This window comes from Pedococcus sp. P2_F6, assembly GCF_056403675.1.
Window position 1 is genome coordinate 654632 of sequence record NZ_JBFUEZ010000004.1, and the last position, 24337, is coordinate 678968.

Here is a 24337-nt window from a genome sequence, read left to right on the forward strand (position 1 = left end):
CTCAGAGGTCGAGCGGGCGAAGCACCTGAGAGATCCCGTGGGCGATCTGACGGTTGCCCTTGTTGAGGTCGGGTGCCACGACCCAGGGGTTGCGGTCGTCGGGGTCGGCGTCCACCAGCTGCACGAAGTGCCTGCAGACCACGTCGACCTGCACGGTCCCACCCGAGGCGGTGGTGAGGGTCGCGCCGTCGGAGCGGAGGGCCTGCCGGTACGTCACCGTGGCGCCGGGGACGACGTGGTAGAGCAGCACCGCCTCCACGGTGTCGATGCCGAGCGAGGCCACATCGGCGAAGACGGCCGACTCCGAGGTGTAGCGCTTGCCGGTGAGGTCCGACGCGAGCCGGCGGAAGGCCCTGTCGGTCGGCAGGAACGCCGTGAGGGGGACGGTGCCGTCGGCCAGCACGCCCACGGCTGAGCCGGGCTTGGCGGTCAGCACGGCGGTCACCGCGTTGTCGACGATGTCGAAGTCGTTCCACTGGTGGTCGAAGCCGGAGCCGTCCTCGGCGAGGACGGCGGCCAGGCTCCGGGTGCCGGTCGCGGACGGGTCCGTGCCGTGGCCGGCCCCGTGCGCTGAGGCGGTTGGCGCGCCGGCCAGGGCGGCAGTGCCCGCGAGGCCGAAGGCGGCCACGGCGGTCATGAGACGTCGAGCGATCATGTCTGTTCCTCCAGGAATCCACTGCGGTGTGGTGGTCCCGGGCTGTGGTCACCGCGTGTCACGCGCCCGGACCCTGCGCAGGTGATTCGGCGGCGGCCGGGGACCAGATTGGACAAACCTTGGACAGATTTGCCCCGGAGAGCTCGTGCGACAGAAATGGGCGCCGAGGGAAATGCGTGAGGGGCTGTCGCTGTTGGACGGTAGGCTGGGAACAGCAACAACTGAACAGCGGTCGTGTGAACACCCCTGCACTCGCAGGAGCACGGGGGTGATCGGTTTCGACATTGGTCGGCATTTCAGGGGAAGCGGGTCGAGGATGCCTGGTTATCTCGTTAACGCTCCTGGCAAACCAATAGGTGCCGATTCCAAGCGCACCGACTTTGCCCTCGCCGCCTGAGCGAGCTCCAAAGTCCGTCAGCCTGAGCTAGTTCTCGTCTCAGTGTCTGGCGTCAACTAGAGAACTTGCTGCGTAGTCATGTCGAGGGGCTGCGCGGGACTCTTACTCGACTGGGCCTGTCAGTGGACGTGTGCGTGCGAGCACTGGGGCCGAGAAAATCCTTAGCGCACTGCACCCGGAGAAGTCCTGGTTTCCCGTCAATGGACGCGGGTTCAATTCCCGCCACCTCCACCACCGCGGTGTTCACACGGCAGTTCAGCCTCGAGGCCCGGTCGTTCGCGACCGGGCCTTCGTGGTGCCCGGGGGCACCACCCCGGCCGCGCGGCATACCGGCAATGCCGCAGGCCAGTGGGTATGCCGACTGGTCGGCTTTGCGAGGATGGCCCGATGCTGCGCGACGACACCTCGGCCGAAGAGCGGATCGGGTCCCGCGACCTGACCGACTGGCGAACCTCCCTTGGCCGCCGGCTGGCGTCGGTGGTCGTGCGCCGGGCCGTCGGGCTCGCCCGGTGGAGCGCAGCGCACGTCGTCCTGGTCGTGACCGCCCTCGTCGGTGGCGCCGCCGCCGTGGCGCTGACCGCCGCGGCGACCGAGGTCTACGAGGCGGTGGTCGACGCCGACGGAATCGCGGGGCTCGACCAACCGGTGCTCGACCAGGCGATCGCCTGGCGCACACCCGGTCTCGACCACGCGGTGACGCTCTACACCGACGTCGGCGGGCCGATCGGGATGCCGATCGTCGCGACCGTCCTGACCCTGCTCATGGTCTGGCGATGGCGGTCCCGAACTCCGTTGGTGCTCATGGTGATTGCGGCGATCGGCTCGCTCGCCATGACGACCACCGGAAAGGCCCTGATCGGCCGGGCGCGGCCGCCCCTGTCCGAAGCCGTGGCGCCCTACGAGAGCTCGCCGAGCTTTCCGAGCGGGCACACGCTGAACGCCACGGTGCTCGCTGCAGTCCTGGTCTACCTCGTCCTCCGTCGCCTCGACGCCGCGTGGGCACGCATCGTGAGCGTGGCGGTGGGTGCCGTCTTCGTCGTGACGATGGGACTGAGCCGGGTCTTCCTCGGCCACCACTGGCTCACCGACGTGGTGGCGGGGTGGGCGCTGGGACTCGCGTGGGCGGCGGCAGTGATCACGGCGCACCGCCTCTTCCTCACGGTCCGTCGTGAGACGCAAGGCCGCTGACGAATCCGATGTCGAGGACGGCACGCACGCGCCGGTGGGTCAGGCCAGGTCGGCGACCCAGTGGTCGCCCTCCTCGCGGAAACCGAGGCGCGCGTAGTAGGGGTTGACCATGCCCGGGGGCGTCACGATCTGGCGGATGCCCTTGCCCCGGAACAACCCGCTGCTGCGGTAGACGAACTCGCCGGGGGAGAAGTCGCGGAAGCGGGGCGTCACGTAGTCGAGCTCCACCTGGGCGACGCCGTCTCCGGCATCGCGCACGACGACCACCCCGACGGTCTCGTTGCCGCGCTCGACGAGATAGGCGCTGCGGCCGGTCCCGAGGTCGGCCGGGTCGAACTGGGGGAAGTACCGGGCGATGTCCTTGCCCTGGACCTTGAGGAAGTGCTGGAGGTAGGACTCGTCCGGACCGACGGCCACCACCTCGTAGACCGACTCGTCGCCGCGCTCACGCAGCAGCTTGGTGATCATCCAGACGTTGATGCCGGCGGTGACGGTGTTCATGCCGACCATCGGCCAGACGTGCAGCATCGCGTTGAAGAGGATGAGCGTGCAGCTCGCCGTGAGGTTGAGCAGCCGGAAGCGCAGGACGCGCTGCTGGAGCAGGGAGAAGATGAGCAGGGCTGAACCTGCCCACCCGAGGGCTTGGATGGACCACGACGACATGGGACGCAGTCTGCCAGTGAGGCAACGGGCGCCCGTCGACGACCTTTGTGCTCAACGGTCCCTGTCCGACCAGCTCGAGCGGAACCGTGCGGAGAGCGCGTACCGCAGGAGGGCGACGTCACCGATCTGCTGCACCTCGACGAGAGTGGCGCGGCGCTCTTCGGACCACGGGAAACGGCCGTCGTCGACGAACCTCCTTGCACCGGAGTCGCCGACGAACACCGGGGCGACCACCAGCTGGAGCTCGTCTGCCAGGTCCTCGGTGAGGAACTGGGTGAGCACCGAACCGCCACCTTCCACCATGAGACGGCGCAGGCCGCGGGTGTGGAGGTCCTCGGCGACTCCGCGGAGCCTCACCGGCTCGCCCGCATCGACAACCGTCGCCACCTCGCCAAACCGCCGCCGCACAGCGGCGGCCGCCCCGCTGGGGCAGTACACGAGCTTCTCGCCGCCGCCGGCGAGGAAGAACGCTGCGTCCGGGTCCAGATGGCCCCCGGTGGTCACCGTGACCTTGGTCGGGGACGGAGGACAGCCGCGCGCCACTCGGTCGGCGCGGCGCGCGGCGGAGCGCACGAGCAACCGAGGATCGTCCTCGCGGATGGTGCCGGCCCCGACGAGGATGGCGTCGCAGGTGGCCCGCTCGGCGTCGACGCGGTCGAAGTCGGCGGCGTTCGACAGCCGCAACCGCCCCGCTGACGCGCTGTCGAGGTAGCCGTCCATCGAGATGCTGCAGCTGAGCAGGGTGTAGGGGCGGTCGGTCACGAGCCTGTTCCCGGGCCGTCGGGGCGAGCGGAGTGCACGACGGGGACGGGGACGGAGACGAGAACGGGAACCGGGACCGCGGGGACCGCCTCCGCGAGCTGCGCCCGCGCCGGGTGAGTGCGCCCAGATTTCGCCACGAGCATCACGACCGCCCCCGGGAGGCTCGCGGCGAACACCAGCACTCCGTAGACCACGGCGGTCGACAGTCCGGCGTCGGCGCCGAGTCCGGCCGCCCCGAAGGCCCAGGCCGCCACACCTTCCCGCGGCCCCCACCCGGCGACGTTCAGGGGCACCCCCATGGAGACGAGCACGACGAAGGCGAGGGGCACGAGCCGTGCCGTCGGTGCGGTCGCCCCGGCAGTCCGGGCCGCCACGACGAACGTCAGCACGTGCCCGATGACGGCCAGCGCGGATGCCAGGACGACCAGCGGCCAGGTGCGCCGGGCGCAGAGGGCCCGGCGCAGCTCCGCCAGGGTCGCGGTGACGCGCGCGCTCACCCAGCCGGCGTCCGGTCGACGCCGGGCCAGACGCCCGACGAGGACGCCTGCCGCTCCGACCACCGCGGCCACCCACACCCATCCCAGGACGGGTCGTAGGGGAGAGGGGAGCACTGTCAACACCACGAGGGCCATTACGGCCTGCACGACCTGGCCGGCGCTGCGCTCCCAGATGACGGACCGGAGGCCCTTGCCTGTGTCGCCGTGGTGGCGGCCGAGCCGCACACCGCGGTGGACGTCCCCGAGCACCCCACCTGGGGTCGCCGTGTTGAGGAACTGGGAGCGGTAGCAGGCCGCCACCGCTGGGCGCAGCGGCACGTCCGCACCGAGCCCGGCGGCCACGAGGCTCCACCGCCAGGCGCAGCAGACCGTCGTGGCCGCCGTGAGGACCAAGGCCGCACCGAGCGACCACGCGTCGATGGCCCGCAAGGCGTGGAGCGACGAGCCGAGGCCAAGCTGCCACACGACGAACCCCAGGACAACCGCCCCACCAAGGCGCTGGGTCACCACCGAGCCGCCGACGCGCAGCGCCACCGTTGACACACCTCTCGCCCCGCGCGACCAGTCGGGGTGAGGTCCAGTCATCGCCAAGGCACGCCCCTCCAGGGTGGTTCCCACGCGGACCTGTCCCGGAGGGACATCGCCTGCACAAGCACTGACGTATGCCGCGTGGCCGGGGTTCACCTCCGCCCGTCGGCTCGAGATGCGCCGGCGGGCCCGTCGCCCGTGGGAATGGCTCACGGTGAGGGTCATGCCGCGACCTCGGCGAGCACGGAGGCGACCACTTGTGCCGTCGTCGACCACGGCGACAGCGTGGTTCGGCGTGCGCGGGCGGCAGCCCGGAGCCGAGCGCGGAGGGCAGCATCCTCGAGCCAGGACCGCACGGCCCGGCCCAGCTCGTCCGGCCCCGGCGGCACGAGCAGGCCCGGCACCGTGCCGTCGGGAGCTGTCCCCATCGCCGCCGCTACGCCGCCCACCGAGGTCGCGATGACCGGCAGGGCACGGGCCAGCGCCTCGGTGACGACGAGGCCGTACGTCTCGATCCGCGACGCGTGGACGAGCACGTCGGCCGCGGCATACGCCAGGTCGAGGTCGCGACCGGCGAGGGGACCGACGAAGGTGACCCGGTCGGCGATCCCCGCCTCGTGGCACTGCGCTCGCAACCGGGCGACGTGGTCGGGGGCGAGGTCCAGGGACCCGGCGCAGACGAGCCGCCACGGCAGGTCGTGCACGGAGGCCAGCGCGTCGAGCAGCGCGCCGTGGCCCTTGGCGGGGACGACCGCTGCCACGCAGAGCAGCTCGCCACCCGACGGGGTGCCGGCGCGAGGCGTGGCACTGTCGACTCCGGGCTGGGCCACCCGCACCCGGTCGGGAGCCAGGTCGTAGCGGTCCACCAGCCACCGCCTCGTCCAGTGGCTGGTGGTCAGGACGGCTGCGGAGGCCTCGAGGACCGCGCGCTCACCCTGCGCGGGGTCGGGTTGCTGACCCGGCGGCTGGAGGGGCTCCAGCGGGCGCGGGTGACCTAGCGGCAGGTGGACGAGCACGACGACCCGAAGCCGGTCCGTCTCCGGTACGAGCACGTCGGGCGTGCACGACGCGACCAGACCGTCGAGCAGGACCAGGGCGCCCCGCGGCAGGGCCGCCAGCTCGCCCGCGAGGGTCACGCGGGTTCGGGCGTCGGGGTGTGGCCAGGGACCGGGCACCGCATGGACCTGCACCGACCACCCGAGCGCCGAGAGCTCCGAGCAGACCCGACGGTCGTAGGTGTTGCCCCCGCTCGGCCGTGCTGGGTCCTCGACGCTGTCGGGGAGGACGACATGCACGGTGGTCACAGGGTCCGCTCGTAGCTCGCCCACGCCACCGGGGACTCGGACAGCGTCACGGTGAGGGCACCGACGCGCCGGGCGGTGTCGCCGAGGTCGCCGGCGCGGACGCGGTCGGCCAGGCGGTCGGCCACCAGACGGGCCAGGACCTCGGTCGTCGTGTTGGTGTCGCTGAGGGCCGGGTCCTCGTCCAGGTTGCGGTAGTTCAGGTCGGCGAGCACCTCGTGCAGCTGGGCCACCGCCCGACCGATGTCGACGACGATGCCGTCCTCGTCCAGGGTCTCGGCGTGAAAGGTGGCGTCGACGACGTAGGTCGCGCCGTGCAGTGCCTGGGCCGGTCCGAAGACCTCGCCGCGGAAGCTGTGGGCGATCATCATGTGGTCCCGCACGGTCACTGTGAACACGGTCTACCCCTGGTCGTAGGTGATGAGGTGACAGATCGCCGGGAGGTTTCCGTCGTGGAGCGCGGCCATGACCTGCGGCAGCTCGTCGAACGTCGACCGACCGGTGACGAGGGCGTCGAAGGCAGGGTCGCGCAGGAGCTCGAGGGCCAGGGAAAGCCTGTCGGCCGGGGTGCGGCGCGAGCGTCGGGCCGGCGAGACCATTCCGACCTGGCTGGCGCGGATGCCCAGCCGACGTGAGTGGAACACCCCCCCGAGGGCGAGCTGCACCTCACCCTCGCCGTACCAGCTGAGCTCCACCACCTCCCCCTCGGTGGCGAGCAGCTCCAGGGACAGCTGGAGGCCTTCCGAGGTCGCGCTGGTGTGCAGGACGAGGTCCGCGCCACCCCGCTCCACCCCGTCAGGCACGGCGAAGTCGACGCCCAGAGAGGCCGCCACCGCGGCACGGGACTCGTCCACGTCGACCAAGGTCGTGCGGACGCCGGGAACCTGCGCCAGCAGCCGCGCGACGCAGCACCCGACCATGCCGGCTCCCACCACGACGACCCGGTCACCGACCAGGGGAGCGGCGTCCCACAGGGCGTTGACCGCCGTCTCGACCGTGCCCGCCAGCACGGCGCGCTGGGGAGGGATGCCGTCCGGCACGACCGCGACCGCACCAACCGGCACGACGTACCTCGTCTGGTGGGGAAAGAGGCAGAACACCGTCTGGCCCACGAGATGGTCCGGGCCGTCCTCGACGACCCCGACGTTGAGGTAGCCGTACTTGACCGGCCCCGGGAAGTCGCCTTCCTGGAAGGGAGCCCGCATCGCGGCATACTGGCTCTGCGGGACGCGACCCCCGAAGACGAGGGTCTCGGTGCCGCGGCTGATCGCCGAGTACTCGGTGCGCACGAGGACCTCCGCGGGTCCGCGCGCGGGAAGGGCCGAAGGCCGGATCTCACCGACCCCGGGTTCGGCCAGCCAGTACGCGCGGGCAGCGGCGGACACGTGCCCACCCTAGCCATCGCCCTCACCTCACCACTGCGGGTTTCCCTCCAGCCGGATCGAGACCTGCAGGGGAGCAGGGACCCGTGAACGCCGGTGCAGGCTGGCCCGTCCTAGAAGTCAGACGTTGCGACAGAGGAGGTGCGGTGCGCTCGTTGCGAGCCCTCCCGGTCGGCAGCGCAGTCGCCCAGCTGGGGCTGCTCGGCACCCTTGACCGGGCGGCACACGTCGGCGCCGCAGGGGTGGGGACAGGCTTCGGGTGCGCCCTGCTCGGTGGGGCACTCCTGGCCCGGGCCCTCACCGGCCGGCGACCGCATCGCCTGGGGCCAGGCGACCATGTCACGGTGACCCGGGCCACGCTCGCGTGCGTCGTGGCGTCGCTCACCGCGCAGTCCCTTCTCGGCCAGGCGCACCTACCCGGTCACGAGCTCCCGACGGTGCTCGTCGTGATCGCGGGGGTGGCGCTGGTGCTCGACGCGGTCGACGGGTGGGTCGCCCGGCAGACCGGGACGGCGACACCGTTGGGCGCCCGGATGGACATGGAGGTGGACGCCTTCCTCATCCTCGTGCTCAGCGTTGCTGCCTCCATGGTGCTCGGCTGGTGGGTCCTGGCCATCGGGGTCTTCCGCTACGCGTTCATGGTGGCCACCTGGGTGGCGCCCTGGCTCAGCGGGGCCGTGCCACCTCGCTACTCACGCAAGGCGGTTGCCGCCCTCCAGGGCATCGTGCTCACCGTGGTCACGGCACAGCTGGTGCCCCGGGAGGTCTCCGGCCCCGTCGTCGTGGTGGCACTCACCCTCCTGGCCTGGTCGTTCGGGACGCAGGCCGCCGAGCTGTGGCCGGCTCGGCGGCAGAGGGTCGGACGGCACGGGATCACAGGTGGCGCCATCGCCTCCCTCGCCCGGCCCGTGGGTCCTGAGACCGGGAGCCAGCCCGCGAGGGTGCTCGAGTGACGCGCCCGTCGAGGAGGCGTCGCCCGGCGCGACTGGCCGGGATGATCGGCGCCGTCGCGACCGGCCTGCTCGTGTGGGTGGTGCTCGTGGCGCCCGACGACGCCATCGGCAGACCGGTGGACTGGCTGGGCCGCCTGCCGCTCGAGCCCCTCGTGTTCCTGGCGGTGGTCCTCGTGCTGCCCTCGCGGTGGCGAGAGCCGCTCGCCCTCGTGGGCGGCCTGGTGCTGGGGGTCCTCACGGTGCTCAAGCTCCTCGACATCGGCTTCACCTCGGCGTTGAGCCGACCCTTCGACGTCGTGACCGACTGGACCTACCTGCGGGACGTGTACGGCCTGGTCGACGACTCGGCGGGCCGCACCGCTGCAACGGCGGCCGTCATCGGTGCGGTCGTCCTGGTCCTCGGCCTGCTCGTGGGGTGCCCCTTTTCGGTGCGCCACGCGGTGCGGTTGCTGGATCCCCGCGTCGACCGCCATCGGCGTGGCTGGGCCACGGTCCTCGCCGTCGCGACCGGCACGTGGCTCGCGGTCGCGGTCGCCCACGTCCAGGTCGCCCCGGGCACGCCTCTCGCGGCCACGCCGGCCGTGGGGCTCGTCACGAGCCACGTGGGTCAGGTTCGCTCGGCGGTGCGCGACCACGAGGTCTTCGCACGCGCGGTCGCGAGGGACGCCTTCGCGGCGACGCCGGCCGGTGACCTGCTGTCCGGGTTGCGCGGCAAGGACGTCCTCATCGTCTTCGTGGAGAGCTACGGCGAGGTGGCGGTGACCGGCTCGCCGGAGTCGGCGTCCGTCTCGTCGACGCTGGCCAGGGGCACGAGCCAGCTGCGTTCGGCCGGCTACTCGACGCGGAGCGCCTGGCTCGACTCACCCACGTTCGGGGGCACCAGCTGGCTGGCCCACTCCACCCTCCAGTCGGGTGTCTGGGTGGACAGCCAGCGGCGCTACGACCAGCTCGTCGCCACCGACCGGCTGACCCTGAGTGGCGCCTTCGAACGCGCCGGCTGGCGCACGGTGGGCGACGTCCCCGCGAACCGCAGCGACTGGCCCCAGGGCCGGTCCTTCTACCGCTACGACCAGGTCTACGACGCGCGGAACGTGGGGTATGCCGGCCCGCAGTTCGGTTACGCGACGATGCCGGACCAGTACACGCTCAAGGCGTTCGCCGACCGGGAGCTGTGGAGAGGGGCCCGCGCCCCGGTGATGGCCGAGATCGACCTCGTGACCAGTCACGCCCCTTGGGCTCCGCTCCCGACCATGGTCGACTGGTCGTCGGTCGGAGACGGCTCGGTTTTCGGCCCCGTCCGCGCCCGGGCCCCGACGAGGGCCCAGACCTGGCGCGACCCCGAGTCGGTGCGAGCGGCCTACGCGAAGTCGATCTCCTACTCGCTCGAGAGCCTCGCGTCCTTCGTGCGGACGGTCCACGACGACAACCTCGTCCTGGTGCTGCTGGGCGACCACCAGCCCTCGACCGTGGTCTCAGGACCCGGGGCCAGCCACCGGGTGCCGGTCACCATCGTGGCGCACGACCCGGGCGTGACGCAGCGGGTCAGTGGCTGGAATTGGCAGGAGGGGATGCGTCCCGGTCCCGACGCGCCGACCTGGCGGATGGATGCGTTCCGCGACCGCTTCCTGGCGGCGTTCGGTCCGCCCGCGGACCCGCCAGTGCAACTGGACCACTGAACGCGAAGGCCACTGAAGGCGGCTACCACCGAACGCGTCGACCACTGAACGGGACCCGACCCTGAACCGTCTCCACCACCAGGACGCCCGTGCGGCGTCGGCCGGGAGAAGGAGGGCGTCATGAAGTGGCGAGCACTGGGTGCGGCCGCCCTGGTGGTGTCGGCTGCGGACCACCTGAAGCTCTGGTTCGGCGGCGTGCGCCACCAGTCGGTCGGGCCCGCCTTCCTCGTGAACGTCGTCGCCGGCGTGGTCATCGCGGTCCTGCTGCTGCGCTGGGAGCACTGGGTGCCGGCGTTCCTGACCTTGGGCTTCGGAGCGTCCACGCTGGGCGCGTTCGTCCTCGCCACGACCGTGGGCTTCATGGGGATCCACGACCGGTGGGAGGGCTTCTACGTCTTCGCGGCCGCGATCTCCGAGGTGGTCTGCATCCTGGTCGGCGGCCTGCTGCTCCTGCAGTGGTGGACGAGCAGGTCGGCCAGCCACGGCCCCTCGCTCGCGGCGCACCGCTGACGCGGGGCGGCCGATCGCCGAGCGGTGGAGCAGACGAACGCGGCGAATCAGCTCTGGGTGGCCTTCTGCGACTCGATGTCCGCGCGTACGGCGTCCATGTCGAGGCCCTGCACCTTGGTGATGACGTCCTCGAGCATGGGCGCGGGCAGCGCGCCGGCCTGGGCGAAGACGAGGATGCCGTCGCGGAACCCCATGAGCATGGGGATCGAGGTGATGTTCGCGGCGGCGGCGAGCGCCTGCTCGGCCTCGGTGTCCACCTTGCCGAAGACGACGTCGGTGTGCTTCTCCGAGGCACTCTCGAAGACCGGTCCGAACCGCTTGCACGGGCCGCACCACTCGGCCCAGAAGTCCACGAACACGGTGCCTCCCTCGAGGATCGTCTTCTCGAAGTTCTCCGCCGTCAGCGTCGTGCTTGCCATCTCTAGGTCCACTCCCATCGGACCGCGACGGTCGCGGTCACCGAGTTCTCGCCCAGCTCGACGGACAGGTCTGCCGCCTTGCCGGCTGCCATCATCGCAAACCGGGGCTGGGCTCCACCCCGATCAACATCGGACAGCCGCTCAACCTTCCCGAGCTCGCGGCCGGCCAGCGCGGCATACTGCTCCGCCTTGGCCCTGGCGTCCGCGAAGGCGGCCTCGCGAGCCTGGGCGAGCAGGGGTGCGGAGTCGGCGAGCTCGAGCCCGATGTGGTCGATCGTGAGGGCGTTGCCCGCGACGCCGGCGAAGGCCTCGACGAGGCTGCCGACGCGACCCGGGTCGCGCACCGTGACCGACAGGCTCTGGTATGCCGTGTACCCCACCACAGTGACCCCCTCGCGGTCGTGCCGCGGGTGGACGCCGGTGCCCGTCGTCCGCAGGTCGGCGTCCAGCACGCCGTGGTCGCGCGCGGCCTGGGCGAGTCCCTGCGCCCGGCTGCCTGCATCGGCGAGGGCGGACGACACGTCGTCGCCGTCGCAGCGCACCCCGGCCCTGACGCGGACCACGTCCGGCGCCGCGGACGCGGTGCCTGAGCCGGTGACCTCCACGTGTGACCCGCTGTGTCGTGTCATGCGTTCAGCCTAGGCTGGAGCCGATGAGCACTCCTGGACCTTCCACAGATGTGATCCGCCGCTACTGGGACGACTTCGCCGCCGAGTACGACACCTACCCCGACCACGGGCTGCTCGACTCCGACATCCGCGCCGCGTGGAAGGACCTGCTGCGCACCTGGCTGCCGACGACGCCTTCGCTGGTGGCGGACCTGGCCTGCGGCACGGGCACGATGAGCGTGCTGATGGCCGAGATGGGCCACCAGGTGCGAGGCATCGACCTGTCACCGGAGATGGTGCGGCGAGCGGTGGCCAAGGCTGCACCGTTCGGGTCGGCCATCGAGATCGCGGCGGCGGACGCGAGCGAGCCGCCCTTCGAAGCGGGTTCGTTCGACGTGGTCTTCGCCCGTCACATCCTGTGGACGCTTCCGGACCCCACGGAGGCGCTGCGTCGATGGGCCACCCTGCTGAGGCCCGGCGGCAGGATGGTGCTCGTCGAGGGGCGCTGGGGACTGGAGGCTGCCGACGGCAAGCCGGACCTGCCCTGGCGTGCCGGCGTGCCATCCGACGAGCTCGCCGCCGTCGTCCGCGAGCTGGTCGGGGAGACGGTGGTGGTGCAGCTGACCGACACCGTCTTCTGGGGTCGCGAGATCGAGCACGAGCGCTACCTGCTGCGCGCGATGTCCCCGACAGCGGCCCCCGCAGCTGCCCCGACGGCGGCCCCGACGGCGTCGGCCTGATGCGGGCCCGGGCGCGGCGGGTCAAGGTCGTCGGCTGGGCGCTTGCCGCGCTCGCGGCACTCATGCTGCCGTGGACGGCCTACCTGTTCGTGGCGTTGCCCGGCACCGCGCCGGCAGCGCACTTCGACCTCGCGTGGGGCGGCTTCGACGTGGCGCTCCTGGTCCTGCTGGCCGCGACCGGGTGGGCGGCGCTGCGTCATGCGCGCTGGCTCGGCGCCGTCGCGGGTGCCACCGCGGCGCTCCTCGCGACAGACGCGTGGTTCGACGTGGTGACAGCGCCGACGCCGAGCGAGCGGTGGGTCGCCCTGGCGATGGCCGTGGTCGTCGAGCTGCCGTTGGCGGTGGTGTGCGCCTGGCTCGCCGTGAGGGGGCAGGAGCTCGTCGAGCAACGGCTGGCCCTCGGCCTGCGGCGCCGTCGCGTCGCCGGCCACGATTCGGCACCGGTTCGGCGTACCCCGCGGTAATCGGGAGAATGCCGACCATGAGCGCAGCCCCGTCCGTGTCCAACTCCATCACCGTCCGGTTGACCCTCCCGGCCCGCGCCACCGCGGTCTCCGAGCTCACCGGCGTCATCGAGAAGGGCGGCGGGCTGGTCACCGGGCTCGACGTCACCGCCTCCGGCGCCGACCGCCTCCGCGTCGACGTCACCGCAGCTGCCCGGGACACCACCCACGCCGACGAGCTCGTCGAGGCGATGCGCGGGGTGCACGGCGTCGAGATCGGCAAGGTCTCGGACCGCACGTTCCTCGCCCACCTGGGTGGCAAGCTCAAGATCGAGTCCAAGGTGCCGATCCGCAACCGCGACGACCTGTCCCTGATCTACACACCGGGCGTCGCGCGGGTCTGCCTCGCCATCGCCGAGAACCCCGCCGACGCCCGGCGACTGACCATCAAGCGCAACACGGTGGCCGTGGTGACCGACGGCTCGGCCGTTCTGGGGCTGGGCAACATCGGTCCCTTGGCCGCGCTGCCGGTGATGGAGGGCAAGGCCGCGTTGTTCAAGCGGTTCGCCGACATCGACGCCTTCCCGATCTGCCTCGACACCCAGGACACCGAGGAGATCATCCACACGGTCAAGGCGATCAGCCCCGTCTTCGCGGGGATCAACCTCGAGGACATCTCGGCTCCCCGCTGCTTCGAGATCGAGGCCCGGCTGCGTGACGAGCTCGACATCCCCGTCTTCCACGACGACCAGCACGGCACCGCGATCGTGACCCTGGCCGCCCTGCGCAACGCCCTGCGCGTCGTCGGCAAGGACCTGAGCGAATGCCGGGTGGTGATGTCGGGCGCCGGTGCCGCCGGCACCGCGATCCTCAAGCTTCTGCTCAAGGCCGGCGCCACGGACGTCGTCGTGGCCGACCAGTTCGGGGTGCTGCACCCCGAACGTGAGGACATCGCGTCGGGAGAGCACCCCGCCCTCGCGTGGTCTGCCGCGAACACCAACCACCGCGGTGTCTCCGGCACGCTCAAGAGCGCGCTCGCCGGCGCCGACGTCTTCGTGGGTGTCTCCGCCCCGGGGATCCTCACCGGGGAGGACATCGCCACCATGAACGACGGGGCGATCGTCTTCGCCATGGCCAACCCCGAGCCCGAGGTCGACCCCATCGCGGCAGCCCAGCACGCCGCCGTCGTGGCCACCGGTCGCTCCGACTTCGCCAACCAGATCAACAACGTGCTGGTCTTCCCCGGCGTGTTCCGCGGCCTGCTCGACGCAGCCTCCACGTCCATCGACGAGGACGTCATGCTGGCCGCCGCCAAGGCGCTGTCCGAGGTCGTCCACCCCGACGAGCTCAACGCGGCCTACATCATCCCCAGCGTCTTCCACCCCGACGTCTCCAAGGTCGTGGCCGCTGCGGTCAAGGCGGCGGTGCTCGGCACGACGCCCGAGGCAGTCGTGACGAGGCGGATGGCTGAGGAGCCCGAGCTCATTGGCTAGTGCGTCACCCGACGACCAGACTCCTGCGGGCTCGCCGCCCGCCGTGCTCAGCGCGGAACCGGGACAGGCAACCGTGGTCGTCGGCCCACGTCACGTCGTCTTCGGGCTGTTGCTGCTCGCCCAGCTGGCCGCGCTCTACTGGCCGCGGGTCGACCTCCAGGGCCCGGTGACGTGGAGCGACAAGGTCGTCCACGTCCTGCTGTTCCTGCTCCCCACGGTGGCGGGGCTGCTGGCCGGCGTGCGCCCGGCATACGTGGTGGGGTTGTTGGCCCTGCACGCGCCGGTGAGCGAGCTCGTCCAGCACTACCTGCTGCCGAACCGCTCAGGTGACCCGTGGGACGCCGTGGCGGACCTTTCCGGGGTGGTGCTCGGGGTCACGTCCGTCGTGGTCGGGCGGGCGTTCCGGCGCTGATAGACTGCTCTGGCTCAGTTCGGCGGCGCCTGGCAGCGCCAAGAGGTGGCATAGGCGCCACAGACGCATTCCCTACTCCGACTGCAGTCCCACCGGATGACAACTGTTGATCCGGTCCAACGGGCCCCAAGGGCCTGAGGCTCGTCTTCTTTCGTTGCCCTCGCCAGGTCGCTCGAGACGTGTCTACCTCGAGTACCTGAAGTGAGTTGAATATCAGTGCCCAAGAACCTGCGATCCGGCGCGCCCAAAAAGGCCCGGTGGACCCCAGAAAAGAAGGCTGACGCGAAGAAGGGCCCCAAGAAGGCCCACCGCGGCCAGTCCTCCGCGCCCTCCAGTGGCAGCTCGTATGCCGCTCGGCCGGCTCGCGACGGTGACCGTCGCCCCGAGCGTTCCGAGCGTTCCGAGCGTTCCGAGCGCCCGGCCCGCAGCTACGACCGCAGCGACCGTCCGGCCCGCACGTTCAACCGTGACGACCGTGCGCCGCGCAGCTACGACCGCAGCGAGCGCCCCGCGCGCAGCAACGACCGCGACGACCGCGGTGCGCGCAGCTACGACCGCAGCGACCGTCCGGCCCGCACGTTCAACCGTGACGACCGTGCGCCGCGCAGCTACGACCGCAGCGAGCGCCCCGCGCGCAGCTACGACCGCGACGACCGCGCCCCCCGCACCTTCAGCCGCGACGACCGTCCGGCTCGCCCCTTCAACCGTGACGAGCGGCCGCAGCGCCGCGACTCCACCCGTGACGACCGCCCGGCTCGTCGCAGTGACCGTAGTGCCAGTGACCGTAGTGACAGCCGTGGTCCCCGTCAGTACACCAACCGTGAGGACCACCGAGTGACCAGCTTCAACCGCGATGACCGTGCGCCGCGCAGCTACGACCGCAGCGACCGCCCGGCCCGCAGCAACGACCGCACCGACCGCCCGGCCCGCAGCTTCGACCGCGATGACCGCGCGCCGCGCAGCTTCGACCGCAGCGACCGTCCGGCCCGCAGCTTCGACCGCAGCGACCGTCCGGCCCGCAGCTTCGACCGCAACGACCGCCCGGCCCGCAGCTTCGACCGCAACGACCGCGCGCCGCGCAGCTTCGACGCCCAGGTCGACCCCGAGGCCGAGCGCATGGAAGCCGACACCTGGGTGAAGGCCACCCGCAAGACGGTCGACGGTCCCGTCACCGTCGACGCCGACAACGGCTTCGCCGGACTCGGACTCACCGAGCGTCTCGTCGAGCGACTGGCCCGCGACGGCATCACCACGCCGTTCCCGATCCAGGCCGCGACGATCCCGGACGCGCTCGCAGGCATGGACATCCTCGGCCGTGGCCAGACCGGCTCCGGCAAGACGCTGGCCTTCGGCCTGCCGATGCTGTCCCGTCTCGCCGACGGCGACAAGGCTGCCCCCCGTCGTCCGCGTGCGCTCGTGCTGGTCCCGACCCGCGAGCTCGCCATGCAGGTCTCCGACGCGCTCGAGCCCCTCGTCCACGTCCTCGGCCTCAAGCACAAGCTCGTCGCCGGTGGCCTGTCCTACACGACCCAGATCAGCGCCCTGAACCGCGGCGTCGACCTGCTCATCGCCACCCCCGGCCGGCTCAAGGACCTCATCGAGCGCGAGGCCGTGCAGCTCCGCGACATCCAGATCGCCGTCCTCGACGAGGCCGACCACATGGCTGACATGGGCTTCATGCCCGAGGTCACCGCGATCCTCGACCAGATGCCAGCCGGCGGCCAGCGGATGCTCTTCTCGGCCACCCTCGACAAGGGTGTCGACAAGCTCGTCGAGGGCTACCTCACGAACCCCCAGACGCACTCCACCGACGACGCCAAGGCCTCCGTCACCACGATGGAGCACCACGTGCTGCTCATCGACCCGATGCACAAGAAGACGATCACCGCCGAGGTCGCCAACCGTGAGGGGCGCACCGTGGTCTTCGTGCGCACCAAGCTCGGTGCCGACCGTGTGGCCCTCCAGCTGCGCGAGCAGGGTGTCTTCGCCGCGGCGCTGCACGGTGGGCTCAACCAGGGCGCGCGCAACCGCGTCCTCGGCGCCTTCCGTGACGGCAGCCTGCCGGTCCTCGTAGCCACCGACGTCGCCGCCCGCGGCATCCACGTCGACGACGTCTCTGTGGTCCTGCAGGTCGACCCGCCGGCCGACCACAAGGACTACCTGCACCGCTCGGGCCGTACCGCCCGCGCAGGCGACAAGGGTACCGTCGTGACCCTCGCCCTGCCGCACCAGCGTCGCACTATGGAGCGGATGGCCAAGGACGCCGGCATCGACGCCGTCCCGACCAAGGCGATCCCCGGTGACGCGCGCCTCGCGGCAACCGGCGCCGTGACCCCCAGCGGCATCCCGGTTCCCGAGGACAAGGTGCGCCGCGTCCTGGAGGGTCCGAAGCGCGGTGGCGGACGCCCGTCCAGTGGTCCCCGCGGCGGTGGCCCCCGTGGTCCCCGTCAGGGTGGCGGCAACCGCTCCTACCGTGACGACCGCTCCGGTGGCGCGCGCGGCGACCGGCCCAGCTACTCGCGCGCGGCACGGGGCTGAGCCACCCGGCATACCCGGCCCTCGGGTGACGCGCGCGGCAGCTGACCGCCGCAGCACCTGAGGTCCACATCAACTGAATGGCCAAAGCCCCGGTCCCCGCGACCGGGGCTTTGGCACGGGCAGGCAGAATGGGACCCGTGGAGACCACCGACCTGTCGGGCAACCTGCTCGTCGCGACGCCCCAGATCGTCGACGGGGTGTTCTGCCGCAGCGTCGTCCTCCTCCTGCACCACGACGCGGAGGGCGCGCAGGGCGTGGTGCTGAACCGCCCCATGGATGCGCGGGTGGACGTGGTGCTGCCCGACTGGCAGGCCTACGCCACCGCTCCCTCCGTGCTGTTCGAAGGCGGACCGGTCGGCCTCGACAGCGCGCTCGGCCTCGTCACCGTCCCGGGGGACTCCGAGCCGCTGGGGGTCAAGCGGCTGTTCGGCGGCCTGGGGCTCGTCGACCTCGACACGCCTCCGGCGATCGTGGTGCCCGAGGTGGCGGGCCTGCGGATCTTCGCGGGGTATGCCGGGTGGTCACCCGGGCAGCTCGAGGAGGAGGTCGCGTCGGGCAGCTGGTACGTCGTCGAGTCGGAGGGGCGCGACGCCTTCGACGACGACCCCGAGCAGCTCTGGACCCGCGTGCTGCGTCGCCAACGTGACCACCTGGCGTTCGTGGCGACCTTCCCGACCGACCCCGAGATGAACTGAGCCGCAGCACCGCCCGGCATACAATCGGGGGATGAGCGAGCCCCAGATCCCCCTGGACGACCCGCTGGTCCCGCAGGCCCAGCCCTCCACCACGACCGCGGTGCTGGAGCGCGAGCAGGTCGAGGAGCAGCTGCAGGAACCGGGCGACCACGAGCGGTTCTCGCACTACGTCCGCAAGGAGAAGATCCTCGAGAGCGCCCTGTCCGGCGACCCCGTCGTGGCCCTGTGCGGCAAGGTCTGGGTGCCGGGACGCGACCCGAAGAAGTTCCCGGTCTGCCCCACGTGCAAGGAGATCTACGAAGGGCTGCGCGCGCCGCAGGACGGCGGCGAGTGAGCGGTCGCACTCGCCGGGTCGCCCCCAAAGCCTGAACGACTCTTTACCTTCTTGCGTCCCTGAACAGGGGCGATGCCTCCTAGCGTGCGAGGTCGAGCCACCTCCCAACCCGGGAGGTGGTGACCCGCGAAAGGACGCACATGTTGCTTCGCTCTCGAATCGCCCTGTCCACGTTGGTGTGGGGGGCCGCCGCACTCGGCCTCGGCCAGGGCAGCGCACTCGCCCAGCCGATGGCCGGCGAGTCCACGGTCGCCGCCGACTGCGCCACGCACTCCGACTCGGTCAACGCCGCCCGGAGCGCGCAGGGTGGCAACCGCAAGGACGGCAACGAGCTGTCCGCCGCCCAGACCAAGGCCATGGAGGCCGGCCTCGCCAAGGCCATGGCAGCCAAGGGCTACACCAAGGCGGCCAACGGCTCGGCCAGGAAGCCCGGCGGTGGTGGTGCGTTCACGCCCACCTCGGTCAACGTCTACTTCCACATCATCACCAGCGGCACGACCGGCGACGTCTCCGGTCTGGTCGACGCCCAGCTGAGCGTGCTGAACAGCGCCTACGGCGGCTCTGGCTTCTCGTTCGTCAAGGCCGGGGTGAATAAGACGAACAACGCCGGCTGGTACAACCTCTCGCAGGGCAGCAGCGCGGAGCGGGCCATGAAGACGGCCCTGCGCCAGGGCACCATGGACGACCTCAACATCTACACCGCGAACCTCTCCGGTGGGCTGCTCGGGTGGGCGACCTTCCCGAAGTCGTCGTACGACGTCATGGACGGCGTCGTCGTCCTGGACCAGAGCTTGAAGGGTGGCAACGCCGCGCCCTACGACGAGGGTGACACCGCGACCCACGAGGCGGGGCACTGGTTCGGGCTCTACCACACGTTCCAGGGCGGCTGCGCGGGTCAGGGCGACTACGTCACCGACACGGCAGCCGAGGCCTCGCCGGCCTTCGGGTGCCCGACCGGACGGGACACCTGCACCAGCCAGGCCGGCCGCGACCCGATCACGAACTTCATGGACTACACGGACGACGCGTGCATGGACAACTTCACGCCCGGCCAGATCGTCCGGGCGCAGAACGCCTGGGTGACCTACCGACAGGGCCGCTGACCGATTCGGCCGGTAACGCCCCATCCATGACGCCTCCCGGCGACACGCTCTAGCACACCCCCGAGGCCCCGGCTCAGACGCCGGGGCCTCGGCATGTCGTCTCGCCGCACCGGATACCGTGGCCGCCCTATGAGTACCGCCGCCGCCTCCCACCTGTCACCAGCGTTCCCGGAGCGGGCGGCCTGGGGGACGGCCGCCAAGCTGCGTGCCTGGCAGCAGGCCGCGCTCACGGCATACCTGCAGGCGGATCCCCGAGACTTCCTGGCCGTGGCGACGCCCGGCGCGGGAAAGACGACGTACGCCCTCCGCCTGGCCACGGAGCTCCTCGGCCGCGGCACCATCTCGGCCGTGACCATCGTGGCGCCGACCGAGCACCTCAAGACCCAGTGGGCCGACGCCGCCGCCAAGGTCGGCCTCCACATCGACCCGAAGTTCTCCAACTCCTCGGCCCGCCACTCCAGCGAGTACGACGGGGTCGCGCTGACCTACGCACAGGTGGCGAGCAAGCCGTCGCTGCACCGCACCCGCACCGAGTCCGCGCCCACCCTCGTGATCCTGGACGAGATCCACCACGGCGGCGACGCGCTGTCGTGGGGCGACGCGATCCGCGAGGCGTTCGAACCCGCGACCCGCCGCCTCGCGCTGACGGGCACGCCGTTCCGCTCCGACACCTCCCCCATCCCGTTCGTCACCTATGCGGAGGACCGTGACGGCATCCGCCGCTCGTCCGCCGACTACACCTACGGGTATGCCGAGGCGTTGCGTGACGGCGTCGTGCGCCCCGTGCTGTTCCTCGCCTACGGCGGCGCCATGCGCTGGCGCACCAAGGCCGGCGACGAGATCGCGGCCCGGCTCGGCGAGCTGCTCACCAAGGACTCGATGGCGCAGGCATGGCGCACCGCGCTGGACCCCAAGGGGGAGTGGATCCCGTCGGTCCTGGCTGCAGCCGACAAGCGCCTGACGGAGGTACGCCGTGGCGTGCCGGATGCGGGCGGCCTCGTGATCGCGTCCAACCAGACGGCGGCTCGCGCGTACGCGCGGATCCTCGAGGCCCTGACCGGGCAGAAGCCCACCCTGGTGCTCTCCGACGACGCCGGTTCCTCGGCGCGGATCGAGGAGTATGCCGCGAGCGACTCGCGCTGGATGGTGGCCGTCCGCATGGTGTCCGAGGGGGTCGACGTGCCGCGGCTGTGCGTGGGCGTCTACGCCACCTCGACGTCCACCCCGCTGTTCTTCGCGCAGGCCGTCGGCCGGTTCGTGCGGGCCCGCCGCCGCGGGGAGACGGCTTCGGTCTTCCTGCCGTCCGTGCCCGTGATCCTCGAGCACGCGGCCCGGCTGGAGGACGAGCGCGACCACGCCCTCGACCGGGTCGCCAAGGACGACAGCGCCGCGTCGATGTGGGCCGAGGAGGACGCCCTGCTCGACGCCGCGAACCGCACCGCTCGCACGCCTGACATCGACGCGATGGCCTTCGAGGCGCTGGAGTCGGACGCGGAGTTCGACCACGTGCTCTTCGATGCCAAGCAGTTCGGGCTCAACGCCGTGACGGGCTCGGAGGAGGAGCAGGAGTACCTCGGCCTCCCGGGCCTGCTCGAGCCGGACCAGATGGCGGTGCTGCTGCACGAGCGGCAGACGGCCCAGAGCACCCGTCGGCCCCGCAAGGTCGAGCAGCCGGTGTCGGCCCACCGGGCCCTCGCCGCGCAGCGGCAGGAGCTCAACAAGCTCGTGGCCGCCTATGCCCGCAAGAAGGGCACGCCGCACGGCGTCGTGCACAACGAGCTGCGACGAGCCTGCGGCGGCCCGTCACTCGACGAGGCCACCTCGGAGCAGGTCGTGGCCAGGGTCGAGAAGATCAGGGCCTGGTTCGTCGGTCGTCGCTGACGTTCGTCCTGCGCCCGGTAGGGATGAGGTGACATGCTGCCACCATGGACGAGGCTGACACCATCTGGAACCGTGCGGCGCTCGAGGCCGGGGGACCGACCCCGGGCGTCGGAGACGAGGCGCTCGCGGCTGCGTTGAGGTTGCACAGCTCCGCGATGTCGAGCGGCGTCCTGGACGCCGTCCAGAACATGACCGACGAGGAGCTGGACGCCGCCGAGGCCGGCTACCGCTGGCTCCATGTGCCCGCAGCGTCGGAGGCCATTGCGGCGGTGCGTCGCGAGATCGCCGCTGGTGCGCTGGACGACGACGACCGGGCCAGTGCTCTCGAGCTGTCCGCGGACAACCACTACGACGAGGCCATCGAGGACGACGCAGCCCTCGACAACGCCTTCCGTGCCCGGTTGGGCACCGACCCCGACGCCTTCTCCTCGGTCTAGCCCGGGCCTCGGTCCAGCCCGGGCCTCGGTCCAGCTCGACCGACCGGACGCGGACGTTGCGTGGTGATGGGTGTTCACGACAGGGTGGCGGGCGTGGATCTCGTCAACGTCGTCTGGATGCTCACCGCCCTCGCAGCGGTGGTCGTGTTGCTCACCCGCTCGCGGCTCATCGCCACGGAGAAGCAGTCGGGGGTGACCGAGACCCCGCGTGGCCTGCTGAACACCCACACGGCGCTCGGGGTCGTCGCCCTGTGCGCGTGGGTCGCCTGGCTGGTCGGCGCGCCACGTCTGGTCGGCTGGGCGGCCATGGTCGCGTGGTGGGCGGTCGTCGTGATCGGCCTGCTGGTGCTGGCCCGGTGGGTGCCGACTCGTGGCCGACACGCCACCGGGGCCACCGACGACGGCTGGGCGCACGGGCCATGGCTGTCCGCACTGGGGCACATCGGCATGCTGCTGGGCATCTCCTTCTTCACGTGGTTCTTCGTGGGCGACCGCCTCTGAGGGTGGTCCGTCGGCGCCTGCGCCGCTAGCGTGACGAGGACGGCGACGCTGGGCCGCCGAGGACGGAGCAGGCAATGGCCAACCACGTGTACTCCATCTCCGAGGTCGTCGGCACCTCACCCGACAGCGTCGAGTCCGCCGTGGCGAACGCCGTCACCCAGGCCACGAAGACGGTGCGCAACCTCGACTGGTTCGAGGTGCAGAGCGTCCGCGGTCAGATCTCCGACGGTGCTATCGCCCACTGGCAGGTGACCGTCAAGCTCGGCTTCCGCCTCGACGACTAGGGGCCGGGGTTAGGGGGTCTCGGCCGCGGCACGGACCAGCGGCAGGGTGCGCAGCGGGATGCGCGTGGCCAGCGAGATGGCCGTGTTGGCCCGGATGACGTGCTCGTCGTCGACGACGGCATCGATGACGCGTTGCAGGTCGGCGTTGTCGCGCGCGACGATGTGGATGTAGAGGTCCCCGGAACCGGTGATCGTGTGTGCCTCCAGCACCTCGGGGATGCGCGACAGGTGGTCGACCACGGGGGAGTGGCCTCGGCCCTGCCGGATCTCCAGCGTGCAGAACGCCGACACCGGGTAGCCCATCGCCGCCGGGTCGATCTGGGGCGCCCACGACCGGATGACGCCGCGCTCGACCAGGCGGTCGAGCCGGGCCTGCACGGTCCCGCGTGCGACGCCGAGCTCGCGGGAGGCGCCCAGCACCCCGATCTGCGGCGCCGTCGTGAAGAGGGTGATGAGCCGTCCGTCGAGCTCGTCCAGGTTCATGGTCACATTGTCCATCTCGAAGGGTGTCCAAGCCAGCATTCTGCGCAGACTGTGCACCGCAGCGGCATACAGTTGCACACTCGCCGACCAGGCGCCACGCTGCACAGATGACGACCCACGCCACCGACACGTCCCTTGACCTGACCCCGCAGGAACGCGAGGCGAACCTCGACATCGAGCAGCTCAAGCAGCTGGTCGGCCTCGTCGAGTACGACGAGAGCAAGGACCCCTTCCCCGTCACCGGCTGGGACGCCATCGTCTTCGTCGTCGGCAATGCGAGCCAGACCGCGCACTACTACCAGTCGGCCTGGGGGATGGAGCTGGTCGCCTACAGCGGACCCGAGAACGGCCAGCGCGACCACAAGTCGTTCGTCCTCAAGTCCGGCTCGATCCGGTTCGTCGTCAACGGCGCGGTGAGCCCGGACAGCCCGCTCATCGAGCACCACGCCAGGCACGGCGACGGCGTCGTCGACATCTCCCTCGAGGTGCCCGACGTCGACAAGTGCGTCGCCCAGGCCAAGCGGTCCGGCGCCCGCGTCGTCCGTGAGGCCGAAGACGTCACGGACGAGCACGGCACGGTGCGGATCGCGTCCATCGCCACCTACGGCGAGACGGTGCACACCCTCGTCGACCGCTCCCGTTACGACGGTCCCTACCTGCCCGGCTACGTCGCCAGGCAGTCGACGTGGGTCAAGCGCGAGGGTGCGCCCAAGCGCCTCTTCCAGGCCCTCGACCACATCGTCGGCAACGTCGAGCTCGGCAAGATGGACGAGTGGGTGACCTTCTACAACAAGGTCATGGGCTTCGTGAACATGGCCGAGTTCGTCGGCGACGACATCGCCACCGACTACTCCGCGCTGATGTCCAAGGTCGTCGCCAACGGCAACCACCGGGTGAAGTTCCCCCTCAACGAGCCGGCGATCGCCAAGCGCAAGAGCCAGATCGACGAGTACCTCGAGTTCTACAACGGCCCCGGTGCCCAGCACCTCGCGCTCGCGACGAACGACATCCTGCGCACCGTCGACGAGCTGCGCGCCAACGGCGTCGAGTTCCTCGACACCCCGGACTCCTACTACGAGGACGCCGAGCTGCGCTCGCGGATCGGTCAGGTGCGGGCACCCATCGAGGAGCTGCAGAAGCGCAAGATCCTCGTCGACCGCGACGAGGACGGCTACCTCCTCCAGATCTTCACCAAGCCGCTCGGCGACCGCCCGACCGTGTTCTTCGAGATCATCGAGCGGCACGGTTCGCTCGGCTTCGGCAAGGGCAACTTCAAGGCGCTGTTCGAGGCCATCGAGCGCGAGCAGGACGCCCGCGGCAACCTCTGAGTCGCGCCCCAGGTCGAGGGCTGGGTATGCCGGGTGGTGACCACCCGGCATACCCAGCCCTTCTGCTGTGCGCGCTGGGGCCACGCGGCCGGGGACGAGTGGCGTGAACGTCTCGGCCAGCGTGAG

Annotated in this window: 27 protein-coding genes and 1 other RNA gene; 18 read left to right on the forward strand and 10 right to left on the reverse strand. The window is 71.2% G+C overall.

Annotated features, from left to right (window positions below):
* Nucleotide 1 precedes the first annotated feature (1 nt).
* Nucleotides 2–655 carry a fasciclin domain-containing protein gene (locus AC1DWP_RS14455; protein ID WP_477615172.1) on the reverse strand — a complete coding sequence of 218 codons (654 nt, stop codon included), beginning with the start codon at nt 653–655 and terminating at the stop codon, nt 2–4.
* A gap of 264 nt (nt 656–919) precedes the next feature.
* Between AC1DWP_RS14455 and ssrA the strand changes: the two genes are divergently transcribed.
* Nucleotides 920–1286: a transfer-messenger RNA gene (gene ssrA, locus AC1DWP_RS14460) on the forward strand.
* Between the two features lie 153 nt (nt 1287–1439).
* Entirely contained in the window at nt 1440–2240 is an 801-nt protein-coding gene (locus AC1DWP_RS14465) for a phosphatase PAP2 family protein (RefSeq protein ID WP_477615173.1), read from the forward strand.
* A gap of 39 nt (nt 2241–2279) precedes the next feature.
* Here the strand turns inward: AC1DWP_RS14465 and AC1DWP_RS14470 are convergent, their stop codons facing one another.
* The 6 genes from AC1DWP_RS14470 to AC1DWP_RS14495 all read right to left on the reverse strand — a co-directional run bounded on the left by AC1DWP_RS14470 (nt 2280) and on the right by AC1DWP_RS14495 (nt 7376).
* On the reverse strand, nt 2280–2903 hold the full coding sequence (locus AC1DWP_RS14470) for a hypothetical protein (RefSeq protein WP_477615174.1): 624 nt from the start codon (nt 2901–2903) through the stop codon (nt 2280–2282).
* A gap of 51 nt (nt 2904–2954) precedes the next feature.
* Nucleotides 2955–3665, reverse strand: coding sequence for a RibD family protein (locus tag AC1DWP_RS14475; RefSeq protein ID WP_477615175.1), 711 nt, complete (start codon nt 3663–3665; stop codon nt 2955–2957).
* On the reverse strand, nt 3662–4696 hold the full coding sequence (locus AC1DWP_RS14480; protein WP_477615176.1) for a lysylphosphatidylglycerol synthase transmembrane domain-containing protein: 1035 nt from the start codon (nt 4694–4696) through the stop codon (nt 3662–3664). Before AC1DWP_RS14480 ends, AC1DWP_RS14475 begins: the two co-directional genes overlap by 4 nt.
* Before the next feature lie 215 nt (nt 4697–4911).
* The gene (locus AC1DWP_RS14485) at nt 4912–5994 is read right to left on the reverse strand and encodes a glycosyltransferase family 4 protein (RefSeq protein WP_477615177.1); all 1083 of its coding nucleotides are present in this window, start codon (nt 5992–5994) and stop codon (nt 4912–4914) included.
* The gene (locus AC1DWP_RS14490; protein ID WP_477615178.1) at nt 5991–6389 is read right to left on the reverse strand and encodes a 6-pyruvoyl trahydropterin synthase family protein; all 399 of its coding nucleotides are present in this window, start codon (nt 6387–6389) and stop codon (nt 5991–5993) included. The genes AC1DWP_RS14485 and AC1DWP_RS14490 overlap by 4 nt, the downstream gene beginning before the upstream one ends.
* 3 nt (nt 6390–6392) lie before the next feature.
* Nucleotides 6393–7376 carry a zinc-dependent alcohol dehydrogenase gene (locus AC1DWP_RS14495; protein WP_477615179.1) on the reverse strand — a complete coding sequence of 328 codons (984 nt, stop codon included), beginning with the start codon at nt 7374–7376 and terminating at the stop codon, nt 6393–6395.
* Nucleotides 7377–7519: 143 nt separating this feature from the next.
* On the opposite strand from AC1DWP_RS14495, the gene AC1DWP_RS14500 reads away from it, so the two are divergent.
* From AC1DWP_RS14500 to AC1DWP_RS14510, 3 genes are all read left to right on the forward strand, one after another.
* Nucleotides 7520–8326 (forward strand): CDP-alcohol phosphatidyltransferase family protein, encoded by an 807-nt coding sequence (locus AC1DWP_RS14500; RefSeq protein WP_477615180.1) that lies wholly within the window; start codon nt 7520–7522, stop codon nt 8324–8326.
* Nucleotides 8323–10002 (forward strand): alkaline phosphatase family protein, encoded by a 1680-nt coding sequence (locus AC1DWP_RS14505; protein WP_477615181.1) that lies wholly within the window; start codon nt 8323–8325, stop codon nt 10000–10002. Before AC1DWP_RS14500 ends, AC1DWP_RS14505 begins: the two co-directional genes overlap by 4 nt.
* Nucleotides 10003–10122: 120 nt before the next feature.
* Entirely contained in the window at nt 10123–10512 is a 390-nt protein-coding gene (locus AC1DWP_RS14510) for a hypothetical protein (RefSeq protein ID WP_477615182.1), read from the forward strand.
* Between the two features lie 47 nt (nt 10513–10559).
* Here AC1DWP_RS14510 and AC1DWP_RS14515 read toward each other — a convergent pair whose 3' ends face one another.
* Both AC1DWP_RS14515 and AC1DWP_RS14520 read right to left on the reverse strand, forming a co-directional pair.
* Complete coding sequence (locus AC1DWP_RS14515) at nt 10560–10931, reverse strand: thioredoxin family protein (RefSeq protein ID WP_477615183.1); 372 nt, start codon at nt 10929–10931, stop codon at nt 10560–10562.
* Nucleotides 10932–10933: 2 nt separating this feature from the next.
* Complete coding sequence (locus tag AC1DWP_RS14520) at nt 10934–11560, reverse strand: SIMPL domain-containing protein (RefSeq protein ID WP_477615184.1); 627 nt, start codon at nt 11558–11560, stop codon at nt 10934–10936.
* Nucleotides 11561–11583: 23 nt separating this feature from the next.
* Here AC1DWP_RS14520 and AC1DWP_RS14525 point away from each other — a divergent pair, with 23 nt between their 5' ends.
* The 12 genes from AC1DWP_RS14525 (at nt 11584) to AC1DWP_RS14580 (ending at nt 22400) form a co-directional block, all read left to right on the forward strand.
* Entirely contained in the window at nt 11584–12279 is a 696-nt protein-coding gene (locus AC1DWP_RS14525) for a class I SAM-dependent methyltransferase (protein ID WP_477615185.1), read from the forward strand.
* Nucleotides 12279–12743 carry a hypothetical protein gene (locus AC1DWP_RS14530; RefSeq protein ID WP_477615186.1) on the forward strand — a complete coding sequence of 155 codons (465 nt, stop codon included), beginning with the start codon at nt 12279–12281 and terminating at the stop codon, nt 12741–12743. Before AC1DWP_RS14525 ends, AC1DWP_RS14530 begins: the two co-directional genes overlap by 1 nt.
* Nucleotides 12744–12760: 17 nt before the next feature.
* Entirely contained in the window at nt 12761–14215 is a 1455-nt protein-coding gene (locus AC1DWP_RS14535; RefSeq protein WP_477615187.1) for an NAD-dependent malic enzyme, read from the forward strand.
* Nucleotides 14208–14627 (forward strand): VanZ family protein, encoded by a 420-nt coding sequence (locus tag AC1DWP_RS14540; protein ID WP_477615188.1) that lies wholly within the window; start codon nt 14208–14210, stop codon nt 14625–14627. The genes AC1DWP_RS14535 and AC1DWP_RS14540 overlap by 8 nt, the downstream gene beginning before the upstream one ends.
* Before the next feature lie 216 nt (nt 14628–14843).
* Nucleotides 14844–17165, forward strand: coding sequence for a DEAD/DEAH box helicase (locus AC1DWP_RS14545; protein ID WP_477615189.1), 2322 nt, complete (start codon nt 14844–14846; stop codon nt 17163–17165).
* A gap of 128 nt (nt 17166–17293) precedes the next feature.
* A complete protein-coding gene (locus AC1DWP_RS14550; RefSeq protein WP_477615190.1) occupies nt 17294–17860 on the forward strand; it encodes a YqgE/AlgH family protein in 567 nt (188 codons plus the stop codon).
* A gap of 31 nt (nt 17861–17891) precedes the next feature.
* Complete coding sequence (locus tag AC1DWP_RS14555) at nt 17892–18194, forward strand: DUF3039 domain-containing protein (protein ID WP_477615191.1); 303 nt, start codon at nt 17892–17894, stop codon at nt 18192–18194.
* Between the two features lie 140 nt (nt 18195–18334).
* Nucleotides 18335–19297 (forward strand): zinc metalloprotease, encoded by a 963-nt coding sequence (locus AC1DWP_RS14560; protein WP_477615192.1) that lies wholly within the window; start codon nt 18335–18337, stop codon nt 19295–19297.
* Between the two features lie 129 nt (nt 19298–19426).
* Nucleotides 19427–21178 carry a DEAD/DEAH box helicase gene (locus AC1DWP_RS14565; RefSeq protein WP_477615193.1) on the forward strand — a complete coding sequence of 584 codons (1752 nt, stop codon included), beginning with the start codon at nt 19427–19429 and terminating at the stop codon, nt 21176–21178.
* Nucleotides 21179–21222: 44 nt separating this feature from the next.
* On the forward strand, nt 21223–21615 hold the full coding sequence (locus AC1DWP_RS14570) for a hypothetical protein (protein ID WP_477615194.1): 393 nt from the start codon (nt 21223–21225) through the stop codon (nt 21613–21615).
* A 93-nt stretch (nt 21616–21708) separates the two neighbouring features.
* Entirely contained in the window at nt 21709–22116 is a 408-nt protein-coding gene (locus AC1DWP_RS14575; protein ID WP_477615195.1) for a hypothetical protein, read from the forward strand.
* A 74-nt stretch (nt 22117–22190) separates the two neighbouring features.
* Complete coding sequence (locus AC1DWP_RS14580; protein WP_477615196.1) at nt 22191–22400, forward strand: dodecin; 210 nt, start codon at nt 22191–22193, stop codon at nt 22398–22400.
* 9 nt (nt 22401–22409) lie between these two features.
* Here the strand turns inward: AC1DWP_RS14580 and AC1DWP_RS14585 are convergent, their stop codons facing one another.
* Nucleotides 22410–22883: an Lrp/AsnC family transcriptional regulator gene (locus AC1DWP_RS14585; RefSeq protein WP_477615197.1), complete on the reverse strand. Its 474-nt coding sequence runs from the start codon at nt 22881–22883 to the stop codon at nt 22410–22412.
* A 107-nt stretch (nt 22884–22990) separates the two neighbouring features.
* Between AC1DWP_RS14585 and hppD the strand changes: the two genes are divergently transcribed.
* Entirely contained in the window at nt 22991–24211 is a 1221-nt protein-coding gene (gene hppD, locus AC1DWP_RS14590) for a 4-hydroxyphenylpyruvate dioxygenase (protein ID WP_477615198.1), read from the forward strand.
* The last annotated feature ends 126 nt before the right edge of the window (nt 24212–24337 follow it).